The sequence below is a fragment of the Spiroplasma endosymbiont of Polydrusus pterygomalis genome (genome assembly GCF_964030635.1).
Taxonomy (GTDB): domain Bacteria; phylum Bacillota_I; class Bacilli_A; order Mycoplasmatales; family Mycoplasmataceae; genus Spiroplasma.
Window position 1 is genome coordinate 1,699,358 of sequence record NZ_OZ034909.1, and the last position, 25,237, is coordinate 1,724,594.

Annotated in this window: 33 protein-coding genes and 3 pseudogenes; 24 read left to right on the forward strand and 12 right to left on the reverse strand. The window is 27.0% G+C overall.

What is annotated here, in order from left to right:
• The first annotated feature begins 2 nt into the window (after nt 1-2).
• The 10 genes and pseudogenes from ACQH23_RS11120 to ACQH23_RS11165 all read left to right on the forward strand — a co-directional run bounded on the left by ACQH23_RS11120 (nt 3) and on the right by ACQH23_RS11165 (nt 6,853).
• Entirely contained in the window at nt 3-548 is a 546-nt protein-coding gene (locus ACQH23_RS11120) for an IS3 family transposase (RefSeq protein WP_425378366.1), read from the forward strand.
• Nucleotides 523-630: pseudogene (locus ACQH23_RS11125) on the forward strand (hypothetical protein); the annotation flags it as partial. The gene ACQH23_RS11120 and the pseudogene ACQH23_RS11125, both read left to right, overlap by 26 nt.
• Nucleotides 631-880: 250 nt before the next feature.
• Nucleotides 881-1,642 (forward strand): segregation/condensation protein A, encoded by a 762-nt coding sequence (locus ACQH23_RS11130; RefSeq protein WP_425378367.1) that lies wholly within the window; start codon nt 881-883, stop codon nt 1,640-1,642.
• Between the two features lie 5 nt (nt 1,643-1,647).
• Nucleotides 1,648-2,196, forward strand: a complete 549-nt coding sequence (gene scpB / locus ACQH23_RS11135) for an SMC-Scp complex subunit ScpB (protein ID WP_425378368.1) — start codon at nt 1,648-1,650, stop codon at nt 2,194-2,196.
• Complete coding sequence (locus tag ACQH23_RS11140; RefSeq protein ID WP_425378369.1) at nt 2,196-2,939, forward strand: pseudouridine synthase; 744 nt, start codon at nt 2,196-2,198, stop codon at nt 2,937-2,939. Before scpB ends, ACQH23_RS11140 begins: the two co-directional genes overlap by 1 nt.
• A 13-nt stretch (nt 2,940-2,952) precedes the next feature.
• A complete protein-coding gene (locus ACQH23_RS11145; protein ID WP_425378370.1) occupies nt 2,953-3,555 on the forward strand; it encodes a deoxynucleoside kinase in 603 nt (200 codons plus the stop codon).
• A 227-nt stretch (nt 3,556-3,782) separates the two neighbouring features.
• Nucleotides 3,783-4,046 carry a hypothetical protein gene (locus ACQH23_RS11150; RefSeq protein ID WP_425378356.1) on the forward strand — a complete coding sequence of 88 codons (264 nt, stop codon included), beginning with the start codon at nt 3,783-3,785 and terminating at the stop codon, nt 4,044-4,046.
• Nucleotides 4,047-4,219: 173 nt separating this feature from the next.
• On the forward strand, nt 4,220-4,903 hold the full coding sequence (locus tag ACQH23_RS11155; protein WP_425378371.1) for a DDE-type integrase/transposase/recombinase: 684 nt from the start codon (nt 4,220-4,222) through the stop codon (nt 4,901-4,903).
• A 62-nt stretch (nt 4,904-4,965) separates the two neighbouring features.
• Nucleotides 4,966-6,042: pseudogene (locus ACQH23_RS11160) on the forward strand (IS3 family transposase).
• A gap of 247 nt (nt 6,043-6,289) precedes the next feature.
• The gene (locus ACQH23_RS11165) at nt 6,290-6,853 is read left to right on the forward strand and encodes a hypothetical protein (protein WP_425378372.1); all 564 of its coding nucleotides are present in this window, start codon (nt 6,290-6,292) and stop codon (nt 6,851-6,853) included.
• 60 nt (nt 6,854-6,913) lie between these two features.
• On the opposite strand, the gene ACQH23_RS11170 is transcribed toward ACQH23_RS11165, so the two are convergent.
• Both ACQH23_RS11170 and ACQH23_RS11175 read right to left on the reverse strand, forming a co-directional pair.
• Nucleotides 6,914-7,762 (reverse strand): IS3 family transposase, encoded by an 849-nt coding sequence (locus tag ACQH23_RS11170; protein WP_425378373.1) that lies wholly within the window; start codon nt 7,760-7,762, stop codon nt 6,914-6,916.
• Between the two features lie 7 nt (nt 7,763-7,769).
• Nucleotides 7,770-8,027: a hypothetical protein gene (locus tag ACQH23_RS11175; RefSeq protein WP_425378374.1), complete on the reverse strand. Its 258-nt coding sequence runs from the start codon at nt 8,025-8,027 to the stop codon at nt 7,770-7,772.
• 61 nt (nt 8,028-8,088) lie between these two features.
• Between ACQH23_RS11175 and ACQH23_RS11180 the strand changes: the two genes are divergently transcribed.
• On the forward strand, nt 8,089-8,352 hold the full coding sequence (locus ACQH23_RS11180; protein ID WP_425377740.1) for a hypothetical protein: 264 nt from the start codon (nt 8,089-8,091) through the stop codon (nt 8,350-8,352).
• Nucleotides 8,353-8,612: 260 nt separating this feature from the next.
• Nucleotides 8,613-9,209 carry a DDE-type integrase/transposase/recombinase gene (locus ACQH23_RS11185; protein WP_425377606.1) on the forward strand — a complete coding sequence of 199 codons (597 nt, stop codon included), beginning with the start codon at nt 8,613-8,615 and terminating at the stop codon, nt 9,207-9,209.
• 40 nt (nt 9,210-9,249) lie between these two features.
• Here ACQH23_RS11185 and ACQH23_RS11190 read toward each other — a convergent pair whose 3' ends face one another.
• Nucleotides 9,250-9,906, reverse strand: a complete 657-nt coding sequence (locus ACQH23_RS11190) for a hypothetical protein (protein ID WP_425378375.1) — start codon at nt 9,904-9,906, stop codon at nt 9,250-9,252.
• Here ACQH23_RS11190 and ACQH23_RS11195 point away from each other — a divergent pair.
• Nucleotides 9,883-10,884, forward strand: a complete 1,002-nt coding sequence (locus ACQH23_RS11195) for an Mbov_0401 family ICE element transposase-like protein (RefSeq protein WP_425378376.1) — start codon at nt 9,883-9,885, stop codon at nt 10,882-10,884. The genes ACQH23_RS11190 and ACQH23_RS11195 overlap by 24 nt on opposite strands.
• Nucleotides 10,885-10,893: 9 nt before the next feature.
• On the opposite strand, the gene ACQH23_RS11200 is transcribed toward ACQH23_RS11195, so the two are convergent.
• From ACQH23_RS11200 to ACQH23_RS11215, 4 genes are all read right to left on the reverse strand, one after another.
• Nucleotides 10,894-11,076, reverse strand: coding sequence for a hypothetical protein (locus tag ACQH23_RS11200; protein WP_425377776.1), 183 nt, complete (start codon nt 11,074-11,076; stop codon nt 10,894-10,896).
• A 69-nt stretch (nt 11,077-11,145) separates the two neighbouring features.
• Complete coding sequence (locus ACQH23_RS11205) at nt 11,146-11,577, reverse strand: IS3 family transposase (RefSeq protein WP_425378377.1); 432 nt, start codon at nt 11,575-11,577, stop codon at nt 11,146-11,148.
• Between the two features lie 173 nt (nt 11,578-11,750).
• Nucleotides 11,751-12,014, reverse strand: coding sequence for a transposase family protein (locus tag ACQH23_RS11210; protein ID WP_425377916.1), 264 nt, complete (start codon nt 12,012-12,014; stop codon nt 11,751-11,753).
• Nucleotides 12,015-12,121: 107 nt separating this feature from the next.
• Nucleotides 12,122-12,385, reverse strand: a complete 264-nt coding sequence (locus ACQH23_RS11215; RefSeq protein WP_425378378.1) for a hypothetical protein — start codon at nt 12,383-12,385, stop codon at nt 12,122-12,124.
• 398 nt (nt 12,386-12,783) lie between these two features.
• On the opposite strand from ACQH23_RS11215, the gene tpiA reads away from it, so the two are divergent.
• Nucleotides 12,784-13,521 (forward strand): triose-phosphate isomerase, encoded by a 738-nt coding sequence (gene tpiA, locus ACQH23_RS11220; protein WP_425378379.1) that lies wholly within the window; start codon nt 12,784-12,786, stop codon nt 13,519-13,521.
• Between the two features lie 112 nt (nt 13,522-13,633).
• On the opposite strand, the pseudogene ACQH23_RS11225 reads toward tpiA, so the two are convergent.
• Nucleotides 13,634-13,911, reverse strand: a pseudogene (locus tag ACQH23_RS11225) (IS30 family transposase); the annotation flags it as partial.
• Nucleotides 13,912-14,032: 121 nt separating this feature from the next.
• Between ACQH23_RS11225 and ACQH23_RS11230 the strand changes: the two are divergent.
• A protein-coding gene (locus tag ACQH23_RS11230) for an IS3 family transposase (protein WP_425379348.1) occupies nt 14,033-15,102 on the forward strand; the annotation gives its coding sequence in 2 pieces (ribosomal slippage) (nt 14,033-14,234 and nt 14,234-15,102; 1,071 coding nt in all).
• 41 nt (nt 15,103-15,143) lie between these two features.
• Here ACQH23_RS11230 and ACQH23_RS11235 read toward each other — a convergent pair.
• Entirely contained in the window at nt 15,144-15,317 is a 174-nt protein-coding gene (locus ACQH23_RS11235; protein WP_425378380.1) for a hypothetical protein, read from the reverse strand.
• Nucleotides 15,318-15,493: 176 nt separating this feature from the next.
• Here ACQH23_RS11235 and ACQH23_RS11240 point away from each other — a divergent pair, with 176 nt between their 5' ends.
• The 8 genes from ACQH23_RS11240 (at nt 15,494) to ACQH23_RS11275 (ending at nt 22,328) form a co-directional block, all read left to right on the forward strand.
• A complete protein-coding gene (locus tag ACQH23_RS11240; RefSeq protein ID WP_425378381.1) occupies nt 15,494-15,679 on the forward strand; it encodes a hypothetical protein in 186 nt (61 codons plus the stop codon).
• An 18-nt stretch (nt 15,680-15,697) separates the two neighbouring features.
• Complete coding sequence (gene rpoE / locus ACQH23_RS11245) at nt 15,698-16,240, forward strand: DNA-directed RNA polymerase subunit delta (protein ID WP_425378382.1); 543 nt, start codon at nt 15,698-15,700, stop codon at nt 16,238-16,240.
• 86 nt (nt 16,241-16,326) lie between these two features.
• On the forward strand, nt 16,327-17,922 hold the full coding sequence (locus ACQH23_RS11250) for a CTP synthase (RefSeq protein WP_425378383.1): 1,596 nt from the start codon (nt 16,327-16,329) through the stop codon (nt 17,920-17,922).
• 68 nt (nt 17,923-17,990) lie between these two features.
• On the forward strand, nt 17,991-19,292 hold the full coding sequence (locus ACQH23_RS11255) for an adenylosuccinate synthase (RefSeq protein ID WP_425378384.1): 1,302 nt from the start codon (nt 17,991-17,993) through the stop codon (nt 19,290-19,292).
• On the forward strand, nt 19,292-20,584 hold the full coding sequence (gene purB / locus ACQH23_RS11260; RefSeq protein WP_425378385.1) for an adenylosuccinate lyase: 1,293 nt from the start codon (nt 19,292-19,294) through the stop codon (nt 20,582-20,584). Before ACQH23_RS11255 ends, purB begins: the two co-directional genes overlap by 1 nt.
• 14 nt (nt 20,585-20,598) lie before the next feature.
• Nucleotides 20,599-21,168, forward strand: a complete 570-nt coding sequence (gene pth, locus ACQH23_RS11265; protein ID WP_425378386.1) for an aminoacyl-tRNA hydrolase — start codon at nt 20,599-20,601, stop codon at nt 21,166-21,168.
• Nucleotides 21,158-22,054, forward strand: coding sequence for a 16S rRNA (cytidine(1402)-2'-O)-methyltransferase (gene rsmI, locus ACQH23_RS11270; RefSeq protein WP_425378387.1), 897 nt, complete (start codon nt 21,158-21,160; stop codon nt 22,052-22,054). The genes pth and rsmI overlap by 11 nt, the downstream gene beginning before the upstream one ends.
• 49 nt (nt 22,055-22,103) lie before the next feature.
• On the forward strand, nt 22,104-22,328 hold the full coding sequence (locus tag ACQH23_RS11275) for a hypothetical protein (RefSeq protein WP_425378388.1): 225 nt from the start codon (nt 22,104-22,106) through the stop codon (nt 22,326-22,328).
• Nucleotides 22,329-22,340: 12 nt separating this feature from the next.
• Here the strand turns inward: ACQH23_RS11275 and ACQH23_RS11280 are convergent, their stop codons facing one another.
• From ACQH23_RS11280 to ACQH23_RS11290, 3 genes are all read right to left on the reverse strand, one after another.
• Nucleotides 22,341-23,291, reverse strand: coding sequence for an IS30 family transposase (locus ACQH23_RS11280; RefSeq protein ID WP_425378389.1), 951 nt, complete (start codon nt 23,289-23,291; stop codon nt 22,341-22,343).
• Nucleotides 23,292-23,370: 79 nt separating this feature from the next.
• Nucleotides 23,371-23,841: a UPF0236 family transposase-like protein gene (locus ACQH23_RS11285; protein ID WP_425378390.1), complete on the reverse strand. Its 471-nt coding sequence runs from the start codon at nt 23,839-23,841 to the stop codon at nt 23,371-23,373.
• A 5-nt stretch (nt 23,842-23,846) separates the two neighbouring features.
• On the reverse strand, nt 23,847-24,365 hold the full coding sequence (locus ACQH23_RS11290) for a UPF0236 family transposase-like protein (RefSeq protein WP_425378391.1): 519 nt from the start codon (nt 24,363-24,365) through the stop codon (nt 23,847-23,849).
• A gap of 163 nt (nt 24,366-24,528) precedes the next feature.
• Between ACQH23_RS11290 and ACQH23_RS11295 the strand changes: the two genes are divergently transcribed.
• The gene (locus ACQH23_RS11295; protein ID WP_425378392.1) at nt 24,529-25,230 is read left to right on the forward strand and encodes a hypothetical protein; all 702 of its coding nucleotides are present in this window, start codon (nt 24,529-24,531) and stop codon (nt 25,228-25,230) included.
• Nucleotides 25,231-25,237 lie beyond the last annotated feature (7 nt).

The window sequence follows — 25,237 nt, forward strand, 5'->3', positions numbered from 1 at the left end:
AAATGACAAATGAACATATTCGACATAAATATCTATTAAAACGTAATTTTAAAGCTGAAAAAAATAATCAAAAGTGATCAATTGATATTACGTATGTTAAAACAATCACAGAATGAGTATATTTATTTGCAATCAAGGATTTATTTAGTAATTTAATAGTAAATTATTCTTTAACAACAACCCCAACAGTAAATTGAGTAAATAATTGTATCAAAGAAGCAATTATTAAAAGAAAAATAATCAAAGGTGAATTAACTATTAATTCTGATCAAGGTATTCATTTCACTTCAAAAGCTTATGAAAAATTATTAAAAAAACACGGTATAAATATAAGTATGTCAAGAAGAGGCAATTGTTTAGATAATTCACCGATTGAAAATCAATTTTCAATTCTTAAAACCGAGAACTCAGAATTATCACACTGTAAAAATATTTTAGAAGTAAAAAATATTGTAGATAATTATATAATTCATTATAATGAAAAAAGAAAAATTTTAAATTTAAAAATGCCACCACTTCAATATGAAATGAAAGCATTTTTTAATTAAAATTCTCAGTTATCTGAAACTGTGCACTAAGGAAGAAACAATTGACTATCATGCGGGAATTTATTTAAATAAAAAAACCGGCGAGGAAGTAGCCAAGGATGAGGTTGTAATGACATTATATACTAATCGGTATGTTACGACCCCAGTTTATGATTGAGCAAAACGGATTTTCCGGATTGTTACAACAAAACCACAAGAAGAAGAGTTAGTTTATGAAATAATTCAGTAAAAGTGATGCTTTAAGTTAATCACTTTTTTGTTTTAATGACTTTAATTTTTTTAAAAATAGCGGTATTATTAACTAAGAAAATGAAAATGGGAGAGAGATAATAATGTTACATTTACTGCGTTATGAAGTAAAACTTGATAATTTTTCAGGACCATTAGATTTGTTGTTACATTTAGTTAAGGAAAAAGAAATGGATCTTTTTACAGTTAAGTTAACAGAAATTACTGACCAATTTTTAGCATATATTGGGGCCATGGAACAATTAAATATTGAAATTGCCTCGGAATATTTAACAATGGCAAGTTATTTAGTGGAAACAAAAACAAAGTTAGTGTTACCAAAAGAAGAAGTTGAAATTGATGATAATTATGAAAAAGATGCCCAGGATGAGTTAATTAATCGTTTATTAGAATATAAAAAAATTAAAGAAGTTAGTCAATATTTCAAAGATCAGCATCAAGAAGGGATTCGTTATTTATCAAAACCACGGACAATTATTAAGGGTAATCCCATTAAAGACGAGGATTTACCATTATCAACCAAAATTAATATTTATAAATTAACGAATAGTTTTTTAAAAATGTTAGAGCGAGTTAATGCAACAAAACCGTTAGAATCAAAAGTTGTTATTACTGAAGTTTCACCAGAGGAAATAGCTGAGTGCATTATGGCTTTATTAGCCGAAGATGACAAAGAATGGACATTAGAAGAATTATTAGGTAATTTTACGTTATCATTGCAAGTTTTTGTTGCTTGTTTTATTGCGTTGTTAGATTTAGCTCGGCACCAAAAAATTGAAATTGAGCAATACCAACATTTAGAAGCAATTTATATTAGACCACATTTACAGAAAGAGGGGAATTAAGATTAATGAATGTAAATGAAAAAATGGCTGTTTTAGAAGGGCTCTTATTTATTAGGGGCGATGAAGGAATTATTTTAAAAGAAATCGCTTATATTCTTGAAATTTCTGTTGTTGAATGTGAAGAAGTTTTAACAAAATTACAAACAGAATATCAAACTAATGAGCAGCGAGGGTTGAGAATAAAGCCTTTTGCGGATAAATATCGTTTAACAACGAAACAAGAATATTACCAATTTTATTTAAAATTAGCTAGTAATAAAATGGAAGCACGATTATCACAAGCAGCATTAGAAACGTTAGCTATTGTTGCATATCGGGGACCAATTAGTAAACCAGAAATTGAAGAATTACGTGGTGTTAATTCAGATAGTGTTATTGCCAAATTACGAGCTCGTGATTTAATTGATGAAGCTGGAAAAAGTGAATTACCAGGGAAACCAATGACTTATCACATTACCGAAGAGTTTTTAAAAGCTTTTAATTTAACTTCTTTATCGGAACTGCCACAAATTAAAGAAACTGTGGTGGATAATGAACAGGATTTATTTAAATAATGGAACGATTACAAAAAATTATTGCTGCAAAAGGTTATTGTTCACGCCGAAAAGCAGAAGAATTAATTACACAGGGTCGAGTTAAAGTTAATAATGTTGTTGTGACAACATTAGGAACAAAAGTCGATAAATATGATCAAATTAAGATTGATAATAAAATCCTTACTGATGAAAATTCAAGTAAGGTTTATTTAATGTTAAATAAGCCCCGTAATTGTGTTTCAACAATGCATGACCCTCAACATCGAAAAACGGTGTTAAGTTATATTAAAGGGGTACCACAACGAATTTATCCAATCGGACGATTAGACTATGATACTAGTGGTCTTTTACTATTGACTAATGATGGGGAATTTACTAATATTATTACACACCCAAGTCATATTATTAATAAGACATATCATGTATTAATTTCTGGTTATCTTACAAAACAAAAATTACAACAGTTAGCAACTGGCGTTGAAATTGAGCCAGGAATTATAACAAGTCAAGCGCAAGCAAAATTAGTAAAATACGAAGAAACAAAGGATGCTTCCATTCTTTTATTGACAATTCATGAAGGACGAAAGCATCAAGTTAAAAAAATGATTCAAGCGATTGGACATGAAGTTATTAAATTGAAACGCGTTGTAATTGGTTTTTTACAATTAGATGAAGCATTAAAACCTGGTGAATGACGTTATTTAAAACCGAAAGAGATTAAACGTTTTTTTGGAATAGCATCACATTTAAAAACAAAATAAAGGAGATAAAAAAATGCGGATTACATTAGCAGGAGTTGTTGGAGTTGGGAAATCAACTGTTAGTAAAATGTTGGGGGAAAAGCATAAATATCTGGTAATGGATGAACCAGTCGAAGAAAATCCATATTTAGATCAGTATTATGCTGATCCAAAAGGGATGGCTTTTAAAATGCAAGTTTATATGATTATGGCCCGCAGTAAGCAATTAAAACAAGCAAAAATAACATCAAATATTATTTTTGATCGTAGTATTTTAGAAGACCCAATTTTTGTTGATGTTTTGTATGAACTAGGATATATGAATAAGATCGACTATAAAGTTTATAAAGAATTTTATGTTGTTGTTGTATTGCAAAGTTTATATTTAGATGAAAATATTAAACCAGAATTAGTTGTTTATTTACGGGTTGATCCAGAAATAGCAATGGAGCGAATTAGTAAAAGAGGCCGTGCTAGTGAGCAAAATGTTGGTAGTGCTTATTGAGCATTATTGAATCGGAAGTATGAGGAATGATATGAACGTTCAAAAGATAAGTTTAATTTTTTAGTTATTGATGCCAATCATAAAACACCAGAAGAGATTGTTGCCATAATTTCTGAGAAGCTAATTGATTAGGGAACATAAAATAGACTTCTTGCGATATTAACAAAAATAAAAAAATTACAAATAAAAAAATTAAATTAAACTTTAAAATAATCATTTTTAAAAATTTTAATTGCTTTTTAAGCATAAATAATAAGGTATCGCAAGAAGTCTAATGATAATAAAAAATTAGACTGCGCACAAAAAAGTAAGTAAAGAAAAAAAGTCTTTACTAAACTTTAAAGGAGGTGCATTTTTATATGGCAAGAAAAGGACAAAAATTTAATAAATATACAGCAGATTTTCGAAAAAGGATAGGACAAGAGGTTAAAAATAATAGTATAAGTTTTATTGCAAAAAAATATGCAATTAATAAAAAAACTGTTGCTTCATGGTATGAAAATTTTAAGAAAAGAATTTTAAACATCAATAAAGGTCCAAAAGAATCATTTGAAAAAAGAGATTTAAACTATTACAAAGTTAGGTATGAATTACTAAAAAAGCTTCATGACTTTTACAATTAAATAAAAGAAAAATTGTATTTTTTATCAAAGAAAACCTTAATAAATATCCACTAAATTTATTACTTGATATAACAGATTTAAAGCGTAGTTATTGAGATAAATATAAAAATTATTCAAGTAATGGTAAGGATAGCGAATCATTAAAGAATATTGTAAAAGTCTATGAAGAAAATTTGAAACAATTTGGTTATCGTCGAATTACCAAATATTTAAAAGAAGATTATGGCATTGTTTATAATGCTAAGAAAGTATTACGAATTATGAAAGAAAATAATATTCAAGATGAATATGTAAAGCGTATGCGTAGAAAAATATTAATAAAACAAAATAGAAATAAAAATATAATTAAATATCCTTATTTAGTAAATCGTAATTTTAATGATATTAAAGAAAGATTTTCAATTTTATTTACTGATGTAACTTATTTAATTTGAAATGGTAAAAAACATTATCAATCAACAATAATTGATGGATATACTAAAGAAATTATTGATGTAAAATGATCAAAATTTAATAATAACAAACTTGTAATTGATAATTTAAATGCTGCAATTAATAAAATTAAAAAAATAAAAAAAGATCTAAATAAAACAATAATTCATTCAGATCATGGATATCAATATACATCTAAAGATTATAATAGTAAATGTTTAGATAACAAAATTATAATTTCAATGGGTAAAAATTATCATTGTGCAGACAACATTATTATTGAAAGTTTTCATTCATTACTTAAAAAAGGAACAATCCATAATAAAAATTATAAATCTCATAATGAATATATTAATGATGTTAAAAAATGAAATAAATGATATTCAAACCAAAAAGAAAAAGATATAATAAATAAAAGTTTGTAAACCTTTTTATTAATAATTACTAAACAGGGTGCAGTCTATATACCGATGAATTTAGAAAACAAATTGTTTTACTTTATCAAAATGGTAAAACAATTCTTGAAATTTTTAAGGAATATGGGATGTCAAAATCAGCCGTATATCAGTGAATTGAAAAATTAAATAATTCTGGATCTTTTAAAGCAAAAGATAACCGCACTGTTGAAGAAAACGAACTGATTGCCTTGCGGAAAGAATTAATCCAATTACGAATGGAAAACGACATTTTAAAGCAAGCGGCACTGATAATTGGCAAAAAATAGAAATTATTAACAATAATAAAGAAAAATATTCCGTGCGAAAAATGGGTCAAATATTAAAGATAGCAAAATCAACATATTACTATCAAATTAATAAATACGCTATGGTTGATGTTAATAATTATGAACAAGAAGTTATCAGTGCATTTAATGCTAGATGCTAGTCGAAAAATTTATGGAGCTCGTAAAATTAAAGCTATTTTAACCAGAAAAGATATTATCTTATCGCGAAGAAAAATTCGCCAAATTATGATTAAAAATCAGTTAGTATCTAAATACACCAAATTAAAATATTGTAATCATAAGTCAATGGTTAATAACGACGAAATTAGCAACGTTTTAAACCGTGAATTTAATAATAAACAACCAAATGAAGTTGTTGTTAGTGATTTAACATATGTTCAAGTTGGTGCTAAATGACATTATATTTGTTTATTAGTTGACTTGTTTAATCGTGAAATAATTGGCTATAGTGCCGGGACAAACAAAACATCCCAACTAGGACAAAAAGCCTTTTATTCAATTACAAGACCATTAAATCAAATTACGTTATTTCATACTGACCGGGATAATGAATTTAAAAATAAAATCATTGATAATATCTTAAATACTTTTAACATCAAACGATCATTAAGCAATAAAGGCTGTCCATACGATAATGCTGTGGCTGAAACAACTTACAAAAGTTTTAAAACGGAATTTATCAAGGGGCAAAAATTTATAAATTTAACCCAATTAAAATACAAATTATTTGACTTTGTGGATTGATATAACAATATTCGAATTCACGGTAGTTTAAATTATTTAACACCTGTTGAATTTAGAAAACAACAGTCCATATAAAAAGTGTCATAAAAAGGGTTGCCAATCCATAAAATTAGGTATATTTTATAAATATCAATAATTTTCTACAAAATTAAAGTAGATTTATCTTTAAAAAAGTTAAAAATAATGTATAGTTATAAATAAACAATCATATATAAAATAATTCTTAGGAGGAATAGAAATGAAAAAACTGCTTAGCACATTGGTAGCATCAATAATCGTATCAGCATCAACAACAAGCTTAATAGCTTGTTCAGATAGTAATATGGCTTATTATAATGAGTTTATGAATGGTGTAAAAAATAACGAAAGTTTTACTTTTATGGTTTACGCCCAAAATTGTATTCACTGTGAAAATACAATTAGTACAACAATTGCTGATTTATATAATAAAAATGGTTTTGGAAATAATAAATATGACAAATATTTAGCTGGTGATTTTGGCCAACAATTTGCCTTAAAAAATTATCCTCTTAGTGCGGAAGAACAAGAAAAAATTAAAAATACCCGTTTAATTATTACCGAAAATGTTAAAGATTATAATGGTGTTTGAAAAGAAAAATGAGTATCCAAAATTGGGGATTGAATTGTTACTCAAGAACGAAATGCCCATAAAATTAATGGCGAAATTGATAAAACCATTACCGCTGATTCATTAGGATTAAGTGGAACATCAACTTATGTTTATGTTAAAAATGGTAAATATGTTGGTTTTAAAACAGGGGAAATTGGAAACTTACAAACTGGCCCTAATAGTGATGAATGAATGATTCGTTTTATTAACCATATGGTCTTAGAAAATTGAGATGTTGACCACAGTAAAGGATAATATTACCATTAAAAAAATACTCAGATAATTGCTGTGCACAGTTTCAGATAACTGAGAATTTTAATTAAAAAATGCTTTCTTTTCATATTGAAGTTGTGTCATTTTTAAATTTAAATTTTTTCTTTTTTCATTATAATGAATTATATAATTATCTACAATATTTTTTACTTCTAAAATATTTTTACAGTGTGATAATTCTGAGTTCTCGGTTTTAAGAATTGAAAATCAATTTTCAATCGGTGAATTATCTAAACAATTGCCTCTTCTTGACATACTTATATTTATACCGTGTTTTTTTAATAATTTTTCATAAGCTTTTGAAGTGAAATGAATACCTTGATCAGAATTAATAGTTAATTCACCTTTGATTATTTTTCTTTTAATAATTGCTTCTTTGATACAATTATTTACTCAATTTACTGTTGGGGTTGTTGTTAAAGAATAATTTACTATTAAATTACTAAATAAATCCTTGATTGCAAATAAATATACTCATTCTGTGATTGTTTTAACATACGTAATATCAATTGATCACTTTTGATTAGTTTTTTCAGCTTTAAAATTACGTTTTAATAGATATTTATGTCGAATATGTTCATTTGTCATTTTTAAGAAATGATTAATTTTTTTTCTTGTTTTAATTCTTACACTAGAAATTCTATTAGCTAATTTCATATAACGATAAACTGTTGAATTCGACACATTAATTTTTTGCTCTTCCAAAGATAATTTAATTTGTCTGTGTCCTTTAATACTATTTTCTCTATGAATTGCTTTAATTATTTCATATATTGAATAATCAATATTTGGTTGATATTCATCACAATTTTTTGAATATTTATTTCAAGTATCATATGAAATTCTTAATTCTTTTAAATATCATGATAAAGTAATTTTTGAAACTTGCAATTATGATTTAATAAAAGCAATTTGTTTTATAATGTTTGTTTTTGTTTTTATCTTTGGAAGAGCTTCAAGCTTTTTTAAAACCTCATTCTCATCTTTTATTCTTTCATTTTCTTTTTTTTAATAAATAGTTTTCACGTTCTAAGGGTTTTTTAAACTTATTTAATTCAAAATCTTTTCGCTTTTTTCGTTCTTTTAGAATTTCTTTATTTTGTTGAAATTGATTTACTCACTTTGAAATAGTTGCTAAACTAATATTAGACTGCACCCAAAAAAGTAAGTAAAGAAAAAAAGTCTTTGCTAAACTTTTAAAGGAGGTGCATTTTTATATGGCAAGAAAAGGACAAAAATTTAATAAATATACAGCAGATTTTCGAAAAAGGATAGGACAAGAGGTTAAAAATAATAGTATAAGTTTTATTGCAAAAAAATATGCAATTAATAAAAAAACTGTTGCTTCATGGTATGAAAATTTTAAGAAAGGAATTTTAAACACCAATAAAGGTCCAAAAGAAAAAAGAGGAAAAAGAGATTTAAACTATTACAAAGTTAGGTATGAATTACTAAAAAAGCTTCATGACTTTTACAATTAAATAAAAGAAAAATTGTATTTTTTATCAAAGAAAACATTAATAAATATCCACTAAATTTATTACTTGATATAACAAATTTAAAGCGTAGTTATTGAGATAAATATAAAAATTATTCAAGTAATGGTAAGGATAGTGAACCGTTAAAGAATATTGTAAAAGTCTATGAAGAAAATTTAAAACAATTTGGTTATCGTCGAATTACCAAATATTTAAAAGAAGATTATGGCATTGTTTATAATGCTAAGAAAGTATTACGAATTATGAAAGAAAATAATATTCAAGCTGAATATGTAAAGCGTATGCGTAGAAAAATATTAATAAAACAAAATAGAAATAAAAATATAATTAAATATCCTGATTTAGTAAATCGTAATTTTAATGATATTAAAGAAAGATTTTCAATTTTATTTACTGATGTAACTTATTTAATTTGAAATGGTAAAAAACATTATCAATCAACAATAATTGATGGATATACTAAAGAAATTATTGATGTAAAATGATCAAAATTTAATAATAACAAACTTGTAATTGATAATTTAAATGCTGCAATTAATAAAATTAAAAAAATAAAAAAAGATCTAAATAAAACAATAATTCATTCAGATCATGGATATCAATATACATCTAAAGATTATAATAGTAAATGTTTAGATAACAAAATTATAATTTCAATGGGTAAAAATTATCATTGTGCAGACAACATTATTATTGAAAGTTTTCATTCATTACTTAAAAAAGGAACAATCCATAATAAAAATTATAAATCTCATAATGAATATATTAATGATGTTAAAAAATGAAATAAATGATATTCAAACCAAAAAGAAAAAGATATAATAAATGAAAGTTTGTAAACCTTTTTATTAATACTTACTAAACAGGGTGCAGTCTACATTATTGTGGGTAATTAAATGTTGGGATTTCATAGTCATGTGGTAATAAGAAACTAGTTTTATAATTAGTTGTCATATCTCGTAAATAATTATTTAATACACTTTTTGTTTTTCCACGAAAACTCCATACTGATAATCTTAAATAATCTTCTTCATTATTGGTATATGGGTTATCAGCATAAAAGATAATTTCAAAATTACCTTTATATAATGCTTGTATTGAAAACATATCAATAATATAACTACAATTTGTCCCATCTGGTGTTTGTAAGAATTCACAATCATTATCTTCTTCACCGTCACTAACTGGTGTTTGAGCATCAACCGCTGTTGTAAGTTCATTAATTAAATAAATTCGGTTAGTTTTTTGATTTAATTGTTTTAGATTATATGTTGAATAAACTATATTATTTGTTGGTTTACCATCCTTAGTTAAAACAGTACCTACTAATTTATCAGTTAATAAAGTAGTAAACCCGAAACTAGTGGCATTTGCTCCAAAAATAGCATCAACTTTATCATTGCCTTGTTCTCTAAATATTTCAAATCGATTGCGTTGCCAAAGTTGGGGAAAATAAAAAAGAAAGTTTTCAGTATAATTAAGTTTGAAAAAAATTAGAAAGAAAACTATCCTATGAATATTATAACTAGAATCCAAGAGTTTTTAAACGAAAATAATAACTCTTTTATTGATTTAATTAATGAAATTAGCCCCAATATCCCTATTACAGCACTATTATCCTATTTAAACAATGAAATTAGTTCTGAAGCTTGAATACTATTTAAAAATATTTTTGAATATATTGATAACTATATTTTTAATAAGGACTGACGCAAAGCACGTTATATTCCAAAAGGATTTTATCAACGAACTTTGGTTTTTAGTAATGGTGAAGTTACTTTTAAACGACGAAAATATATCTTAAAACCAGAATTTCAAGGGGCAAAAAAACCAAAAACGGTCTTTTTACTTGATATTCAATTAGGGATTGAAAGTTATCAGCGACTTGATTATGATTTTTCGTTAGAAATAATCAGCAAATTAGGCATAAATTTTAGTTATCAAGATATTTGTAATATGTATCGGAATGCTAACATAACAAAAAAAACAATTTTTAACCTTATTAAACGGTTTGATATTAAACATTTGTTAGAACTAATGCTAGATGAACCAGATACAAAACTAAAACATGATGGGGTTATTTATATTGAAACCGATGAAGCATATCGCAATGCCATTAGTTATCAAATCAAAAAACGATTAAAAATTAAGAAAAGAATCCGTTTAACCGTCTTTCATACTGGTTATAAAGATCCTAAAACAATACGAAAAACAATGCATAATGTCAAATTTCTAGTAACAATGACTAATGAAGTTAAAAAAATTAACTCTAAAAAATACTGACAAGGAATTAAAGAATTTATTAACTTAAATTATGAATCACCCGAGACAGCTAAAATTATTGTGCTTGGTGATGGTGCACAATATATTTCAACGGTTGAAAAACACATCAATGTTGAATTTATCATTGATCGTTTCCATGTTATTAAAAAAATTAAAGATTGTCTCCGTGGTCCACGATATTATAAACGTTATTTATTTATAATAGACTGCACCCCGTTTAGTAAGTATTAATAAAAAGGTTTACAAACTTTCATTTATTATATCTTTTTCTTTTTGGTTTGAATATCATTTATTTCATTTTTTAACATCATTAATATATTCATTATGAGATTTATAATTTTTATTATGGATTGTTCCTTTTTTAAGTAATGAATGAAAACTTTCAATAATAATGTTGTCTGCACAATGATAATTTTTACCCATTGAAATTATAATTTTGTTATCTAAACATTTACTATTATAATCTTTAGATGTATATTGATATCCATGATCTTAATGAATTATTGTTTTATTTAGATCTTTTTTTATTTTTTTAATTTTATTAATTGCAGCATTTAAATTATCAATTACAAGTTTGTTATTATTAAATTTTGATCATTTTACATCAATAATTTCTTTAGTATATCCATCAATTATTGTTGATTGATAATGTTTTTTACCATTTCAAATTAAATAAGTTACATCAGTAAATAAAATTGAAAATCTTTCTTTAATATCATTAAAATTACGATTTACTAAATCAGGATATTTAATTATATTTTTATTTCTATTTTGTTTTATTAATATTTTTCTACGCATACGCTTTACATATTCAGCTTGAATATTATTTTCTTTCATAATTCGTAATACTTTCTTAGCATTATAAACAATGCCATAATCTTCTTTTAAATATTTGGTAATTCGACGATAACCAAATTGTTTCAAATTTTCTTCATAGACTTTTACAATATTTTTTAATGATTCGCTATCCTTACCATTACTTGAATAATTTTTATATTTATCTCAATAACTACGCTTTAAATTTGTTATATCAAGTAATAAATTTAGTGGATATTTATTAATGTTTTCTTTGATAAAAAATACAATTTTTCTTTTATTTAATTGTAAAAGTCATGAAGCTTTTTTAGTAATTCATACCTAACTTTGTAATAGTTTAAATCTCTTTTTCCTCTTTTTTCTTTTGGACCTTTATTGGTGTTTAAAATTCCTTTCTTAAAATTTTCATACCATGAAGCAACAGTTTTTTTATTAATTGCATATTTTTTTGCAATAAAACTTATACTATTATTTTTAACCTCTTGTCCTATCATTTTTCGAAAATCTGCTGTATATTTATTAAATTTTTGTCCTTTTCTTGCCATATAAAAATGCACCTCCTTTAAAAGTTTAGCAAAGACTTTTTTTCTTTACTTACTTTTTTGGGTGCAGTCTAGTTTTTCTTTGATAAAAAATACAATTTTTCTTTTATTTAATTGTAAAAGTCATGAAGCTTTTTTAGTAATTCATACCTAACTTTGTAATAGTTTAAATCTCTTTTTTCAAATGATTCTTTTGGACCTTTATTGATGTTTAAAATTCCTTTCTTAAAATTTTCATACCATGAAGCAACAGTTTTTTTATTAATTGCATATTTTTTTGCAATAAAACTTATACTATTATTTTTAACCTCTTGTCCTATCCTTTTTCGAAAATCTGCTGTATATTTATTAAATTTTTGTCCTTTTCTTGCCATATAAAAATGCACCTCCTTTAAAAGTTTAGCAAAGACTTTTTTTCTTTACTTACTTTTTTGGGTGCAGTCTAGTCCCCCTTAAAGAAGCCTTAATTCATTATCATGGTTTAGGTTTTACTAACATTCAAAATTATTTAAATCTTTGAAAATGAAAATACCAACACAAAGATTTAACACCAAACCAACAAGCAACGGTATTATATTTTAACATCTAAAAAAGTTAAAGAACAATAATAATCTTCCACCAAATTCGTTTTCAAATTGTCATATTGATGATTTTTTTTATTTTCCCCAACTTTGGCAACGCAATCGTTTTCGACAAAATTAAACTATTTTACTAGGAAATCAGTAAAATTTAAGTATATAATTAAAAAGTTATATAGAAATGAGGGAAGAGAATGCGAAAAAAAATTATTATTGGAAATTGAAAAATGTATAAAACAACAAGTGAAACAATTGATTTCTTCAAAGAAGTGGATCATGCTTGTGTTGATTTAACAGTTGATGCGGGTGTTGCTGTCCCATTTGTTAATTTAGCATTGGCGAAACAACATGCTCATAATTTAATTATTGCGGCGCAAAACTGTCATTATGAAGATTTGGGAGCTTTTACCGGCGAAATTTCAGTTGATATGTTGAAAGACTTAAAACTGACTCATGTGATTATTGGCCATTCAGAACGTCGTCAAATGTTTAATGAAACGGATGAAACAGTAAACTTAAAAGCAAAAAAAATCTTAGCTAAAGGAATGGTTCCAATCATTTGTTGTGGTGAAACCCTAGAACAATATGAAAAAAATCAAACCCAACAAGTTGTTGAGAGCCAAATTGAAAAAGCCTTACAAGGAATTGATTTGGAAGATGTTAAAACAATTGTGATTTCTTATGAACCAATTTGAGCCATTGGAACTGGAAAAACAGCGATAGCAGAAATTGCTCAAAATGTTTGTGCCATTATTCGGGTAAAAATTGCAAGCCTTTATGATGAAGTGGTAGCAAATGTTGTGCGAATTCAATATGGTGGTAGTGTTAAACCAGAAAATATTAAAGAATTATTAGCACAACCAGATATTGATGGAGCCTTAGTTGGTGGAACTAGTTTAGAACCAAAAGCTTTTTTAGGGTTAGTGAAATAATTAATAGTGAAAATGATTCATAAAATGGCATCATTTTTCATTTTTGTGGAAGTTAATTTTTGTTATCACAACCTATTTTTATTTCCTGAATTGTAAATATATTTGGAACACTTTATTGAATATTTTGTATTAAATCCAATGAATTTTTATAATTTAATGATTTTCTTGGCATTGAATTTATTTTCAATGCTATTTTATTTAAGTCATCTTGAAAAAATATTGATAAATCTATTCCTTTTGGTAAATTTCGTCTCAAAATTCCATTATTATTTTCGTTTAATCCTCTTTGGCCAGGACAACCAGAATCAGCAAAATAAACTTTTATTTTACAAATATTTTCAAGTTTTTTTACTTGCTAAATTCTTTACCACAATCAAATGTAATTGTTTTTTGGATAGATTACAATAAGTTGAACCATATTTATGTGGACTTTCAAATAAAATATAATTATGAAGAAAGTAGGAATATAAAAATGGGAAGAAATTAATATACCGATGAATTTAGAAAACAAATTGTTTTACTTTATCAAAATGGTAAAACCATTCTTGAAATTTTTAATGAATATGGGATGTCAAAATCAGCCGTATATCAGTGAATTGAAAAATTAAATAATTCTGGATCTTTTAAAGCAAAAGATAACCGCACTGTTGAAGAAAATGAACTGATTGCCTTGCGGAAAGAATTAATCCAATTACGAATGGAAAACGACATTTTAAAGCAAGCGGCACTGATAATTGGCAAAAAATAGAAATTATTAACAATAATAAAGAAAAATATTCCGTGCGAAAAATGGGTCAAATATTAAAGATAGCAAAATCAACATATTACTATCAAATTAATAAATACGCTACGGTTGATGTTAATAATTATGAACAAGAAGTTATCAGTGCATTTAATGCTAGTCGCAAAATTTATGGAGCTCGTAAAATTAAAGCTATTTTAACCAGAAAAGATATTATCTTATCGCGAAGAAAAATTCGCCAAATTATGATTAAAAATCAGTTAGTATCTAAATACACCAAATTAAAATATCGTAATCATAAGTCAATGGTTAATAACGACGAAATTAGTAACATTTTAAACCGTGAATTTAATAATAAACAACCAAATGAAGTTGTTGTTAGTGATTTAACATATGTTCAAGTTGGTACTAAATGACATTATATTTGTTTATTAATTGACTTGTTTAATCGTGAAATAATTGGCTATAGTGCCGGGACAAACAAAACAGCCCAACTAGGACAAAAAGCCTTTTATTCAATTACAAGACCATTAAATCAAATTACGTTATTTCATACTGACCGGAGTAATGAATTTAAAATTAAAATCATTGATAATATCTTAAATACTTTTAACATCAAATGATCATTAAGCAATAAAGGCTGTCCATACGATAATGCTGTGGCTGAAACAACTTACAAAAGTTTTAAAACGGAATTTATCAAGGGGCAAAAATTTATAAATTTAACCCAATTAAAATACAAATTATTTGACTTTGAGCATTGATATAACAATATTCGAATTCACGGTAGTTTAAATTATTTAACACCTGTTGAATTTAGAAAACAACAGTCCATATAAAAATGCACCTCCTTTAAAAGTTTAGCAAAGACTTTTTTTCTTTACTTACTTTTTTGGGTGCAGTTTATAATACCTTTATTTCTAAATTTTTGATCAATTTCATTTAAGCGTTTTTGTTTTTTGATTAATTCTGCTTCTTTTTTAACTTTTTCATAAAATTCTAAAAATTGATCATCTGTTAAACTATTTATTAATTCTGCAAGTATTTTTTTCATCAATTATTTTCCTCTCTTGATATTTTAATAAAACCTTTATTTTATTGGGTTTTTAATAAAATGTATTTCTTGCAAATCTCTATATTTTATAATATTTTTTTACTTTATCAAGAGTTTTCGACAAAATTAGAGGAAATAATTTGATAAAAAAATATAAAAACCATTATAATTACTTTATGGTTGAATATAACCTAAAACCAGTTAAATTATATGATAGTGATACAAAACCAATTTATATTGATACACCAGAAGGAATCAAATGCATTATGGGTGTTTCGGAAGTCTTAGCATTTAAAAATAATAGCAATAAAGCAACAACAACAATTTGATTTTCAATTGGGGAAAAATATGAAAATGATTAATAGGAAAGGTTTAAATTAATGAACGATAGTGTAGAGTTATTAGAATTATTGTATTCATATTTAAAGAAAAAAAAAAGAAGTGATACTTTTGAAAATATCTGAAATGATATCGCATCAAAAAGTGATGTAACAGTGCGTGGGGCAAGTAAGGGAGATGTTATTGCCGAATTATATACTGATTTAGTTTTAGATAATCGATTTGTTTTAACAAGTGAAGGTATGTGAGGATTGCGTGATTTTTTAAAATACGATGAAATAAATAAGCAATATGATTATACTGATCAATTTGAAACAACAAAAGAATTTGAAGATATTGATTTAAATGAAGAAGTTGAAGAGGAAAGTGATGAGGAAGAATCATTAATTGATGCTCTTGATTTTGATGATACATTAGACGAAGAAGATAATGAGGAAGATGATTTTGTTGAAATAGAAGTTGAAGACAATTTAATCGTCAATGATTATTCGATCGACGACGATGAAACAGTAGCATCTAAATTGGGTATTACAGAAGAAATTTCCCAAAAAGCTCTTGAAGAAGAAATGGAAGAAAATAATTAATACCAAAGATTAAAGAGTTTTAGAACTGACAACCATGTTAATTTCTAAACTTTTTTTTAATTTGGGGATGAAAGGATGATAAAACAATGGCAAAATATATTTTTGTAACTGGTGGAGTTGTAAGCAGCTTAGGGAAGGGCATTACAGCGTCTTCAATCGGTGTTTTATTAAAAGCAAGTGGTCTAAATGTTTTTATGCAAAAATTTGACCCATATTTAAATGTTGACCCAGGGACAATGAGTCCTTATCAACATGGAGAAGTTTTTGTAACAGCGGATGGGGCTGAAACAGATTTAGATTTAGGACATTATGAACGTTTTATTGATGAAAATTTAACAAAAGAATCAAATATTACCTCGGGACGAATTTATAAAAATGTGATTGAAAAAGAACGTCGTGGTGAATATGATGGGGGAACCGTGCAAGTAGTGCCTCATGTTACGAATGAAATTAAAAAGAAAGTTTATCATGCAGCAGCAACATCAAAAGCGGATATTGTTATTACAGAGATTGGTGGTACTATTGGTGATATTGAATCATTACCTTTTATTGAAGCAGTTCGACATGTTCGAATGGAACAAGGACGCGAAAATGTTATTTATATGCATGTTTCATTGGTTCCTTATATTACGGCATCAAAAGAATCAAAAACAAAACCAACCCAACATTCCGTACGGGAATTATTGTCATTGGGAATTCAACCCGATATTGTTGTGGCCCGGGCAGAACAAGTTCTTGATGAAAATGTAATTGAAAAGATTGCTTTATTTTGCAATATTGAAAAAAGTAATGTTTTAGTTGCAAATGATGTGGCTAGTATTTATGAAGTACCATTAAAGATTTATGAACAAAATGCCCAAACAGTAATTGGCAAATTATTAAATTTAAAAATTACCAAAACAGATATGACTGCCTGAAACCGGTTTGTTGAAAAAATTAACCAGTCAAAACAGACAATTGAAATTAAAATAGTTGGAAAATATATTGAACTTCCTGATGCTTATTTGTCAGTTAGTGAGTCATTACGAATTGCTGGTTATGAAAATAAAGTTCAAATTAAAATTGACTGAATTAAAGCAGAGAAAGTAAATAAAAATAATTATCAACAATTATTACAAAATGCGCAAGGGATTTTAGTTCCGGGTGGTTTTGGTGAACGTGGCTTTGAAGGTAAAATCTTAGCTTGTCAATTTGCCCGCGAAAATAACATTCCATTCTTTGGGATTTGTTTTGGGATGCAAGCAGCTGTTGTTGAATTTGCACGGAATGTATGTCACATTGCAGATGCTAATTCTTCGGAATTAACAGAAACAAAAAATGCTATTATTGATATTATTCGGGGAAAAGATAAAACCGATGAATTAGGGGGAACATTACGCCTTGGGAATTATAAGACAACATTAATGGCAAATACTTTAGCGCAGCAATTGTATCGGAAAAATGATGTGTTAGAACGCCATCGTCATCGTTATGAATTTAATAATGATTATCGTGCGCAATTAGAAGCAGCGGGCTTAGTATTTAGTGGTTTTTACAAGGAGAAAAACTTAGTGGAAGTAATTGAACTTCCCGACCATCCGTTTTATTTGGCGGTGCAATATCATCCCGAATTTACTTCCAGACCGAATAAACCAAATCCATTATTTAATGGTTTTGTGCAAGCAGTAATTAAAAATAAATAAAATGAAAAATTTGAAAAATTAGGTTGATTTATATTAAAATTAAACCGTAGAAAGATTGGAGATGAATTATGAGTGGGATAAATTATCGAACACTAGCAGTTGTTGGTAGTCAATGAGGAGATGAAGGGAAAGGAAAAGTTACGGATTATTTTGCGCAACAAGCTGATGTGATTGTTCGTTGAGCTGGCGGTGACAATGCTGGTCATACAATTGTTATTAAGGGTGTAAAATATAAGTTAAGTATTGTTCCATCAGGTGTTTTCAATAAGAAATCAATTAATATTATTGGAAATGGCTGTGTTGTTAACTTACGAAAATTAGTTAGTGAAATTAATTATTTGCAAGAACATGGTTTTGATTGTAAAAACTTACGAATTAGTGATCGGACCCATTTAATTTTTCCTTATCATATGAAAATTGATGAGTTGCAAGAAGAATATCGGCAAAAAGATTCAATTGGGACAACTAAAAAAGGGATTGGGCCGTGTTATCAAGATAAAGCCGAACGAATTGGGATTAGATTAGGGGAATTGTTTGATGAGGAAGGATTTTTACGCAAATTAGAAAATAATTTAAAATTTAAAAATGAAGTTTTAACAAAAGTTTTTAATAGTGAAGGTTTCGATCCAAAAGTAATTTGAAAAAAATATTTAGCCTTATTTCAACAAATTAAAACTTTAGTAACCGATACTTCAATTTTAGTTAATAAGGCAATTTATACGCATCAAAAAGTGTTATTTGAAGGAGCCCAAGGGGTAATGCTTGATTTAGACCATGGAACTTATCCTTTTGTTACTTCATCAAATCCAACGGCGGCTTCAATTCCTGTTGGAGTTGGGATTGCCCCCCGTTATATTAATAATGTGTTAGGAATTGTTAAAGCATATAATACCCGAGTTGGAACAGGACCCTTTCCATCGGAAATTTTTGGGGAAGTTGAAACATATATTCGTGAAACCGGGCATGAATATGGAACTGTCTCGGGACGAGCTCGTCGGATTGGTTGGTTTGACGGTATTTTAATGAAACATTCATTACGGATTAGTGGTTATACTAGCATAGCAATTATGTTGTTAGATGTTTTAAGTACAATTAAGGAATTAAAAATTTGTGTTGGTTATGAATATCACGGTGAACAAATTGATTATGTTCCAAGTACGATTAAAGAATATGAAATGTGTAAACCAACTTTAATTACGATGCTTGGCTGAGAAGAAGATATTAGTAATGTTACCACCTTTGAACAGTTGCCCCCTAATGCGCAACAGTATTTAATGAAACTAGAAGAAATTGTTGGGGTTCCAATTAGCTTATTTTCTGTCGGTCCTGATCGTGAACAAACTATTTTAATGAATAAGGATATTTTATAATGATTGAACGTTATTTTGTTCCAGAGATTGGCACAATTTGAAATGATGAGAATAAATATCAAATTTGAGCGAAAGTAGAATTATTAGTTTGTGAGGGATGAGGGCAGGTAGGCTTAATTCCAAGTGCTGATATTGCTAAAATTAAATTTAATTTAACAATAAATTTACCCCGGATGGCAGAATTAGAAGCAGAAACAAAACATGATATTGTTGCTTTTACCCGAATGTTATCCGAAACGTTAGGACCAGAAAAAAAATGAATTCATTATGGTTTAACATCAACTGATATTGTTGATACTAGTCAAAATTATTTAATGAAAGAATCAAATCAAATTGTTGAAAAATATTTATTAGAATTAAAAGCGGTTTTAAAAGAAAAAGCTTTGGCTTATAAAAATCAATTAATTATGGGGCGTACACACGGAATGTTTGCTGAACCAACCTCATTAGGATTGAAATTTTTACTTTGGTATGCGGAATTAGAACGAAATATGACGCGGTTTCAAGCAGCTGCCGTGGGGATTGCTATTGCGAAAATATCGGGGTCTGTTGGTAATTTTGCCCATGTTGAAGTAGAAGTAGAAGCATACGTCGCGAAACAATTAGGTTTAAAGATTGATTCAATTACAACGCAAGTAACATCACGAGATTATCATGTTGCATTATTTACTAGTTTTGGACAAATTGCAAGTTTACTAGAGAAAATGGCGCTTGAGTTTCGGCATTTCCAACGATCAGAAGTTAGCGAAATTGCCGAAGGATTTAGCAAAAAACAAAAAGGGTCATCATCAATGCCTCATAAAAAGAATCCGATTAGTGCTGAAAACATTGCCGGATTAGGCCGCTTGATTCGTAGTAATATGAATGTTACTTTTGAGAATAATTTATTATGACATGAACGTGATATTTCCCATAGTAGTAATGAACGAATTATTATTCCTGATACATATCACTTGGTGGTTTATCTCTTGAAACGGATGATTGTAGTTATTAATGATTTAGTTGTTATTCCTGATAAAATTATTGAACATTTACAACAAGATAATCAAATTTATTTTAGTCAGGTTGTTTTAACAAATATTTTACAAACAACAAATTCTTCTCGCGAAGAAGTCTATGATTTTATTCAAAAATGTACTTTGATTACGCAACAACAACAAACTGATTTTAAAGATGTTTTAATTGAAAATAATGTGGCAAAATATTTACCCTTGCCAAAATTAGAGCAATTATTTGATAACAATTATTTTTTACGGAATGTTGAAAAAATTTATCAACGAGTGTTAAAATAAAAAGGAGCGAAATTATGAAGTTAATTGTGGGTTTGGGTAATCCAGATAAGGAATATACTTATACAAGACATAATATTGGTTTTTTGGCAGTTGATAAATTGATGCATAAATTTAATTTAGCAAAACCAAAAAATGCTTTTAATGCTTTTTTATGAGAGACAACAATTAACAATGAAAAAGTCCTTTTTTGTCAGCCACAAACATTTATGAATTTAAGTGGGGTGGCGGTTAGTCAAATTAAACAATTTTATAAATTATCTTATGAGGATATTATTGTGATTTATGATGATAAGGATCTTCCTTTTAATGCTATTAAGTTAAAAAAGAATGGTTCAAGTGCCGGACATAATGGAATTAAAGATTTAATTCAAAAATTAGGTAGTGATAATTTTTACCGAATTCGCTTAGGAATTGGGAAAGATGCCCAAATTCCAACCCGGAACTGGGTTTTAGGAAAGTTTCCTCCTGCCCAATTAACGATTCTTGAGCATGATTTGTTAGAAAGAGTTTATCAAATTCTCGTCCAGTACTTAGTTAAAGGCGATAGTTTTGATAAACTAATGAGTCTTTATAATGGTAAATAAAATTAAACAATATAGCTTTAAAAGTAATAATCCAAAACTGTACTTAATTGCAACGCCAATTGGCAATTTACAAGAAATGACTCCGCGGGCAATTGCCGTTATTAAAAATGATGTTCAAAAAATTTATTGTGAAGATACCCGTAATACCCTTAAACTATTGAATTATTTTGATTGCAAAAAGAAATTAGTTTCTTTAAATAAAGAAAATGAAATGTATCGTTTAACCGAAATGTTAGATGATTTAGCTAAAAATTTATCAATTGCAATTATTAGTGATGCGGGTTATCCGTTGATTAGTGATCCGGGATACTATGCTGTTCAACATATTTTAACGAATTATCCTTATGATGTCGTGCCGGTTAGTGGAGCGAACGCGGCGCTAAATGCCATTGTTAGTTCAGGTCTTAATCCCCAACATTTTTTGTTCTTTGGTTTTTTAAATAAAGCAAAAGCAAAAAAAGTTCAGGAGTTAGAGGAATTAATGTTATTTCCATATCTAGTTATTTTTTATGAAGCACCACACCGATTATTAGTAACGTTAGCTCTTATGAAAACTGTTTTTGGCGATCGCCAAATTGCGGTGGGGAAAGAAATTACCAAAATTCATGAACAATGATATCGTGGTCTTTTAAGCGAGGTTCTTGTTTTTTTACAACAAAAAGAAAAAGAAAATGTTGCTTTTGGAGAATATGTGATTGTTGTTGATGGTTTTATTGCCCCTGTACAAGCAGCGGTGGCAGATGATATTTTAATTGCTGAAATTGAACAATTAATTACCAAACAAAATTATCGGATTAAACAAGCAATTGATTTGGTTGCCAATAAATATAAAATTAGTAAAAATATTTTATATAATAAGTATCATAGACTGCACCCAAAAAAGTAAGTAAAGAAAAAAAGTCTTTGCTAAACTTTTAAAGGAGGTGCATTTTTATATGGCAAGAAAAGGACAAAAATTTAATAAATATACAGCAGATTTTCGAAAAAGGATAGGACAAGAGGTTAAAAATAATAGTATAAGTTTTATTGCAAAAAAATATGCAATTAATAAAAAAACTATTGCTTCATGGTATGAAAATTTTAAGAAAGGAATTTTAAACACCAATAAAGGTCCAAAAGAATCATTTGAAAAAAGAGATTTAAACTATGCCAAATTGTAAAGTTAAGTGCAACTAAATTATTTTTCTAACCAAATATTCGATTGGCGAAAGATAATTTAGTATTTTTCTTGGTCTTTGGTTTAAAGACAATATAAATTTATGAACTGCATTTTTAGTAGTATTTGAAAAATTAAATTTTTTAGGAAATTTTTCTCTAATTAAACCATTAGTATTTTCATTATTACCTCTTTGTCAGGGTGAATATGCATTAGCAAAATAAATTTTCACATTTAAATTTTTTTCAAGTTGTTGTCAATTAGCAAATTCTTTACCACGATCAAATGTTATAGTCTTAACAAGATTATTTGGAAGAATTGATAAATAATGGCTAATATTTTCGTTAATAACTTTAGTAGTTCTATTTTCAACTAATATTGCTAAAGTAAATCTTGATGTTCTTTCAACTAAAGTTATTAAACATGATTTACTTTTACCTCGTGATGATACTACGGTATCACCTTCTCAATGACCAAGAGTTACGCGATTATTAACATTAGCATTTCGTTCTTTAATTGATTTACCATTAAATTTACCCTGATTTTCTTGATATTTTCGTTTCTTACCTTTTCTTCTTAAATTTTTATTAGTAACTTTTTCAAGTAATCCAGAATAAATTCAATTGTAAATTGTTTTAAAACTAATAATTCATTCTTTATGAAAATTTTTAATTCTGCCATAAATTTGTTCAGGTGATCAACCTAATAATAATTTTTGTTGTACATATTTTACTAATTCTCTATTTTTAAACTTATGAAAATAAATATGTGATTGTTTTCTATTTTCTGCTTTATTTTGTGCAATTAATGAAAAATAATGATTATTATCTTTATTTCTATTAACTTCTCGAATAATAGTACTAATACTTCGATTAAGATTTTTAGCTATTTCACTAATTTTTATTTTAAACTTCAATTGATTCTCAATATAAATTCTTTCATCTATGCCAAGATGTTTATATCCCATATAAAAACTCCTTGCTTTATTTTTTCTAAAATAAACTTAGCATCATAAAATTTTTATATGAGATTTTTTGCAATTTTATTTACTTGCACTTACAAGTATAATTCAGCAATAAATAACGTTTATAATATCGTGGACCACGGAGACAATCTTTAATTTTTTTAATAACATGGAAACGATCAATGATAAATTCAACATTGATGTGTTTTTCAACCGTTGAAATATATTGTGCACCATCACCAAGCACAATAATTTTAGCTGTCTCGGGTGATTCATAATTTAAGTTAATAAATTCTTTAATTCCTTGTCAGTATTTTTTAGAGTTAATTTTTTTAACTTCATTAGTCATTGTTACTAGAAATTTGACATTATGCATTGTTTTTCGTATTGTTTTAGGATCTTTATAACCAGTATGAAAGACGGTTAAACGGATTCTTTTCTTAATTTTTAATCGTTTTTTGATTTGATAACTAATGGCATTGCGATATGCTTCATCGGTTTCAATATAAATAACCCCATCATGTTTTAGTTTTGTATCTGGTTCATCTAGCATTAGTTCTAACAAATGTTTAATATCAAACCGTTTAATAAGGTTAAAAATTGTTTTTTTGTTATGTTAGCATTCCGATACATATTACAAATATCTTGATAACTAAAATTTATGCCTAATTTGCTGATTATTTCTAACGAAAAACCATAATCAAGTCGCTGATAACTTTCAATCCCTAATTGAATATCAAGTAAAAAGACCGTTTTTGGTTTTTTTGCCACTTGAAATTCTGGTTTTAAGATATATTTTCGTCGTTTAAAAGTAACTTCACCATTACGAAAAACCAAAGTTCGTTGATAAAATCCTTTTGGAATATAACGTGCTTTGCGTCAATCCTTATTAAAAATATAGTTATCAATATATTCAAAAATATTTTTAAATAGTATTCAAGCTTCAGAACTAATTTCATTGTTTAAATAGGATAATAGTGCTGTAATAGGAATATTGGGGCTAATTTCATTAATTAAATCAATAAAAGAGTTATTATTTTCGTTTAAAAACTCTTGGATTCTAGTTATAATATTCATAGGATAGTTTTCTTTCTAATTTTTTTCAAACTTAATTATACTGAAAACTTTCTTTTTTATTTTCCCCAACTTTGGCAACGCAATCATTTTTCGACAAAATTAAAGGAAAATTTTAATAATAATATATAATTTTAATGTAGTTTAAAAAAGTTGGAGGTTTAATATGGAAACTAGAATGGGGAAATTCGCCCAGCTACGTGAAATGATTAAGAAGGAGATTGAAATAGATCAAGAAATTAATCAAAAAAGTCAGGTCATTAATAGTTATATGACGAAATTAAATGCTATTGATGAGACTTTTTTTGGTAGTGTTAAATTAAACTTTGAACAAGAATTTAGTTGAGAAAAAGTATATTTGGACAAAAATCCGGATGAACAACCTTATCCATCTGACTTTAAATATGATTTGCAACAATTGTTAGAACAAGTTGTTAATACAACAAAGGCAACAATTCAAACTAATCAAAAAAACGAACAAGATGCTGATTATGTTATGCATAATATTTTAATTGTGGAAACTTTGTTAAATAAACCAACTTATCAGAAATATCAAGCAATTTTAGAAAGTATTTTAGCGGAAAAAATTACATATCATCGCGTAAGCGATAAAATTCAATCAGAAAATAATGATTTTAAAATTAATTCTGATAATATTGAATTTAGTACAATTGCGCATATGCGTAAAAATGATCAACGACCAACAGCAAAAATGTTAAAAGACTCAAGCGCGTTGTTAGAGGAAAAACATAATAATGTGTTAGTTGTTTATTGCAATATAAAACCACGATATAAAGTTTTATTTACCACGATGGTTTTACTAATTGTTTTATTGACATTTTGTATAGCTTTAATCTTTATGTTATAGAAAATAG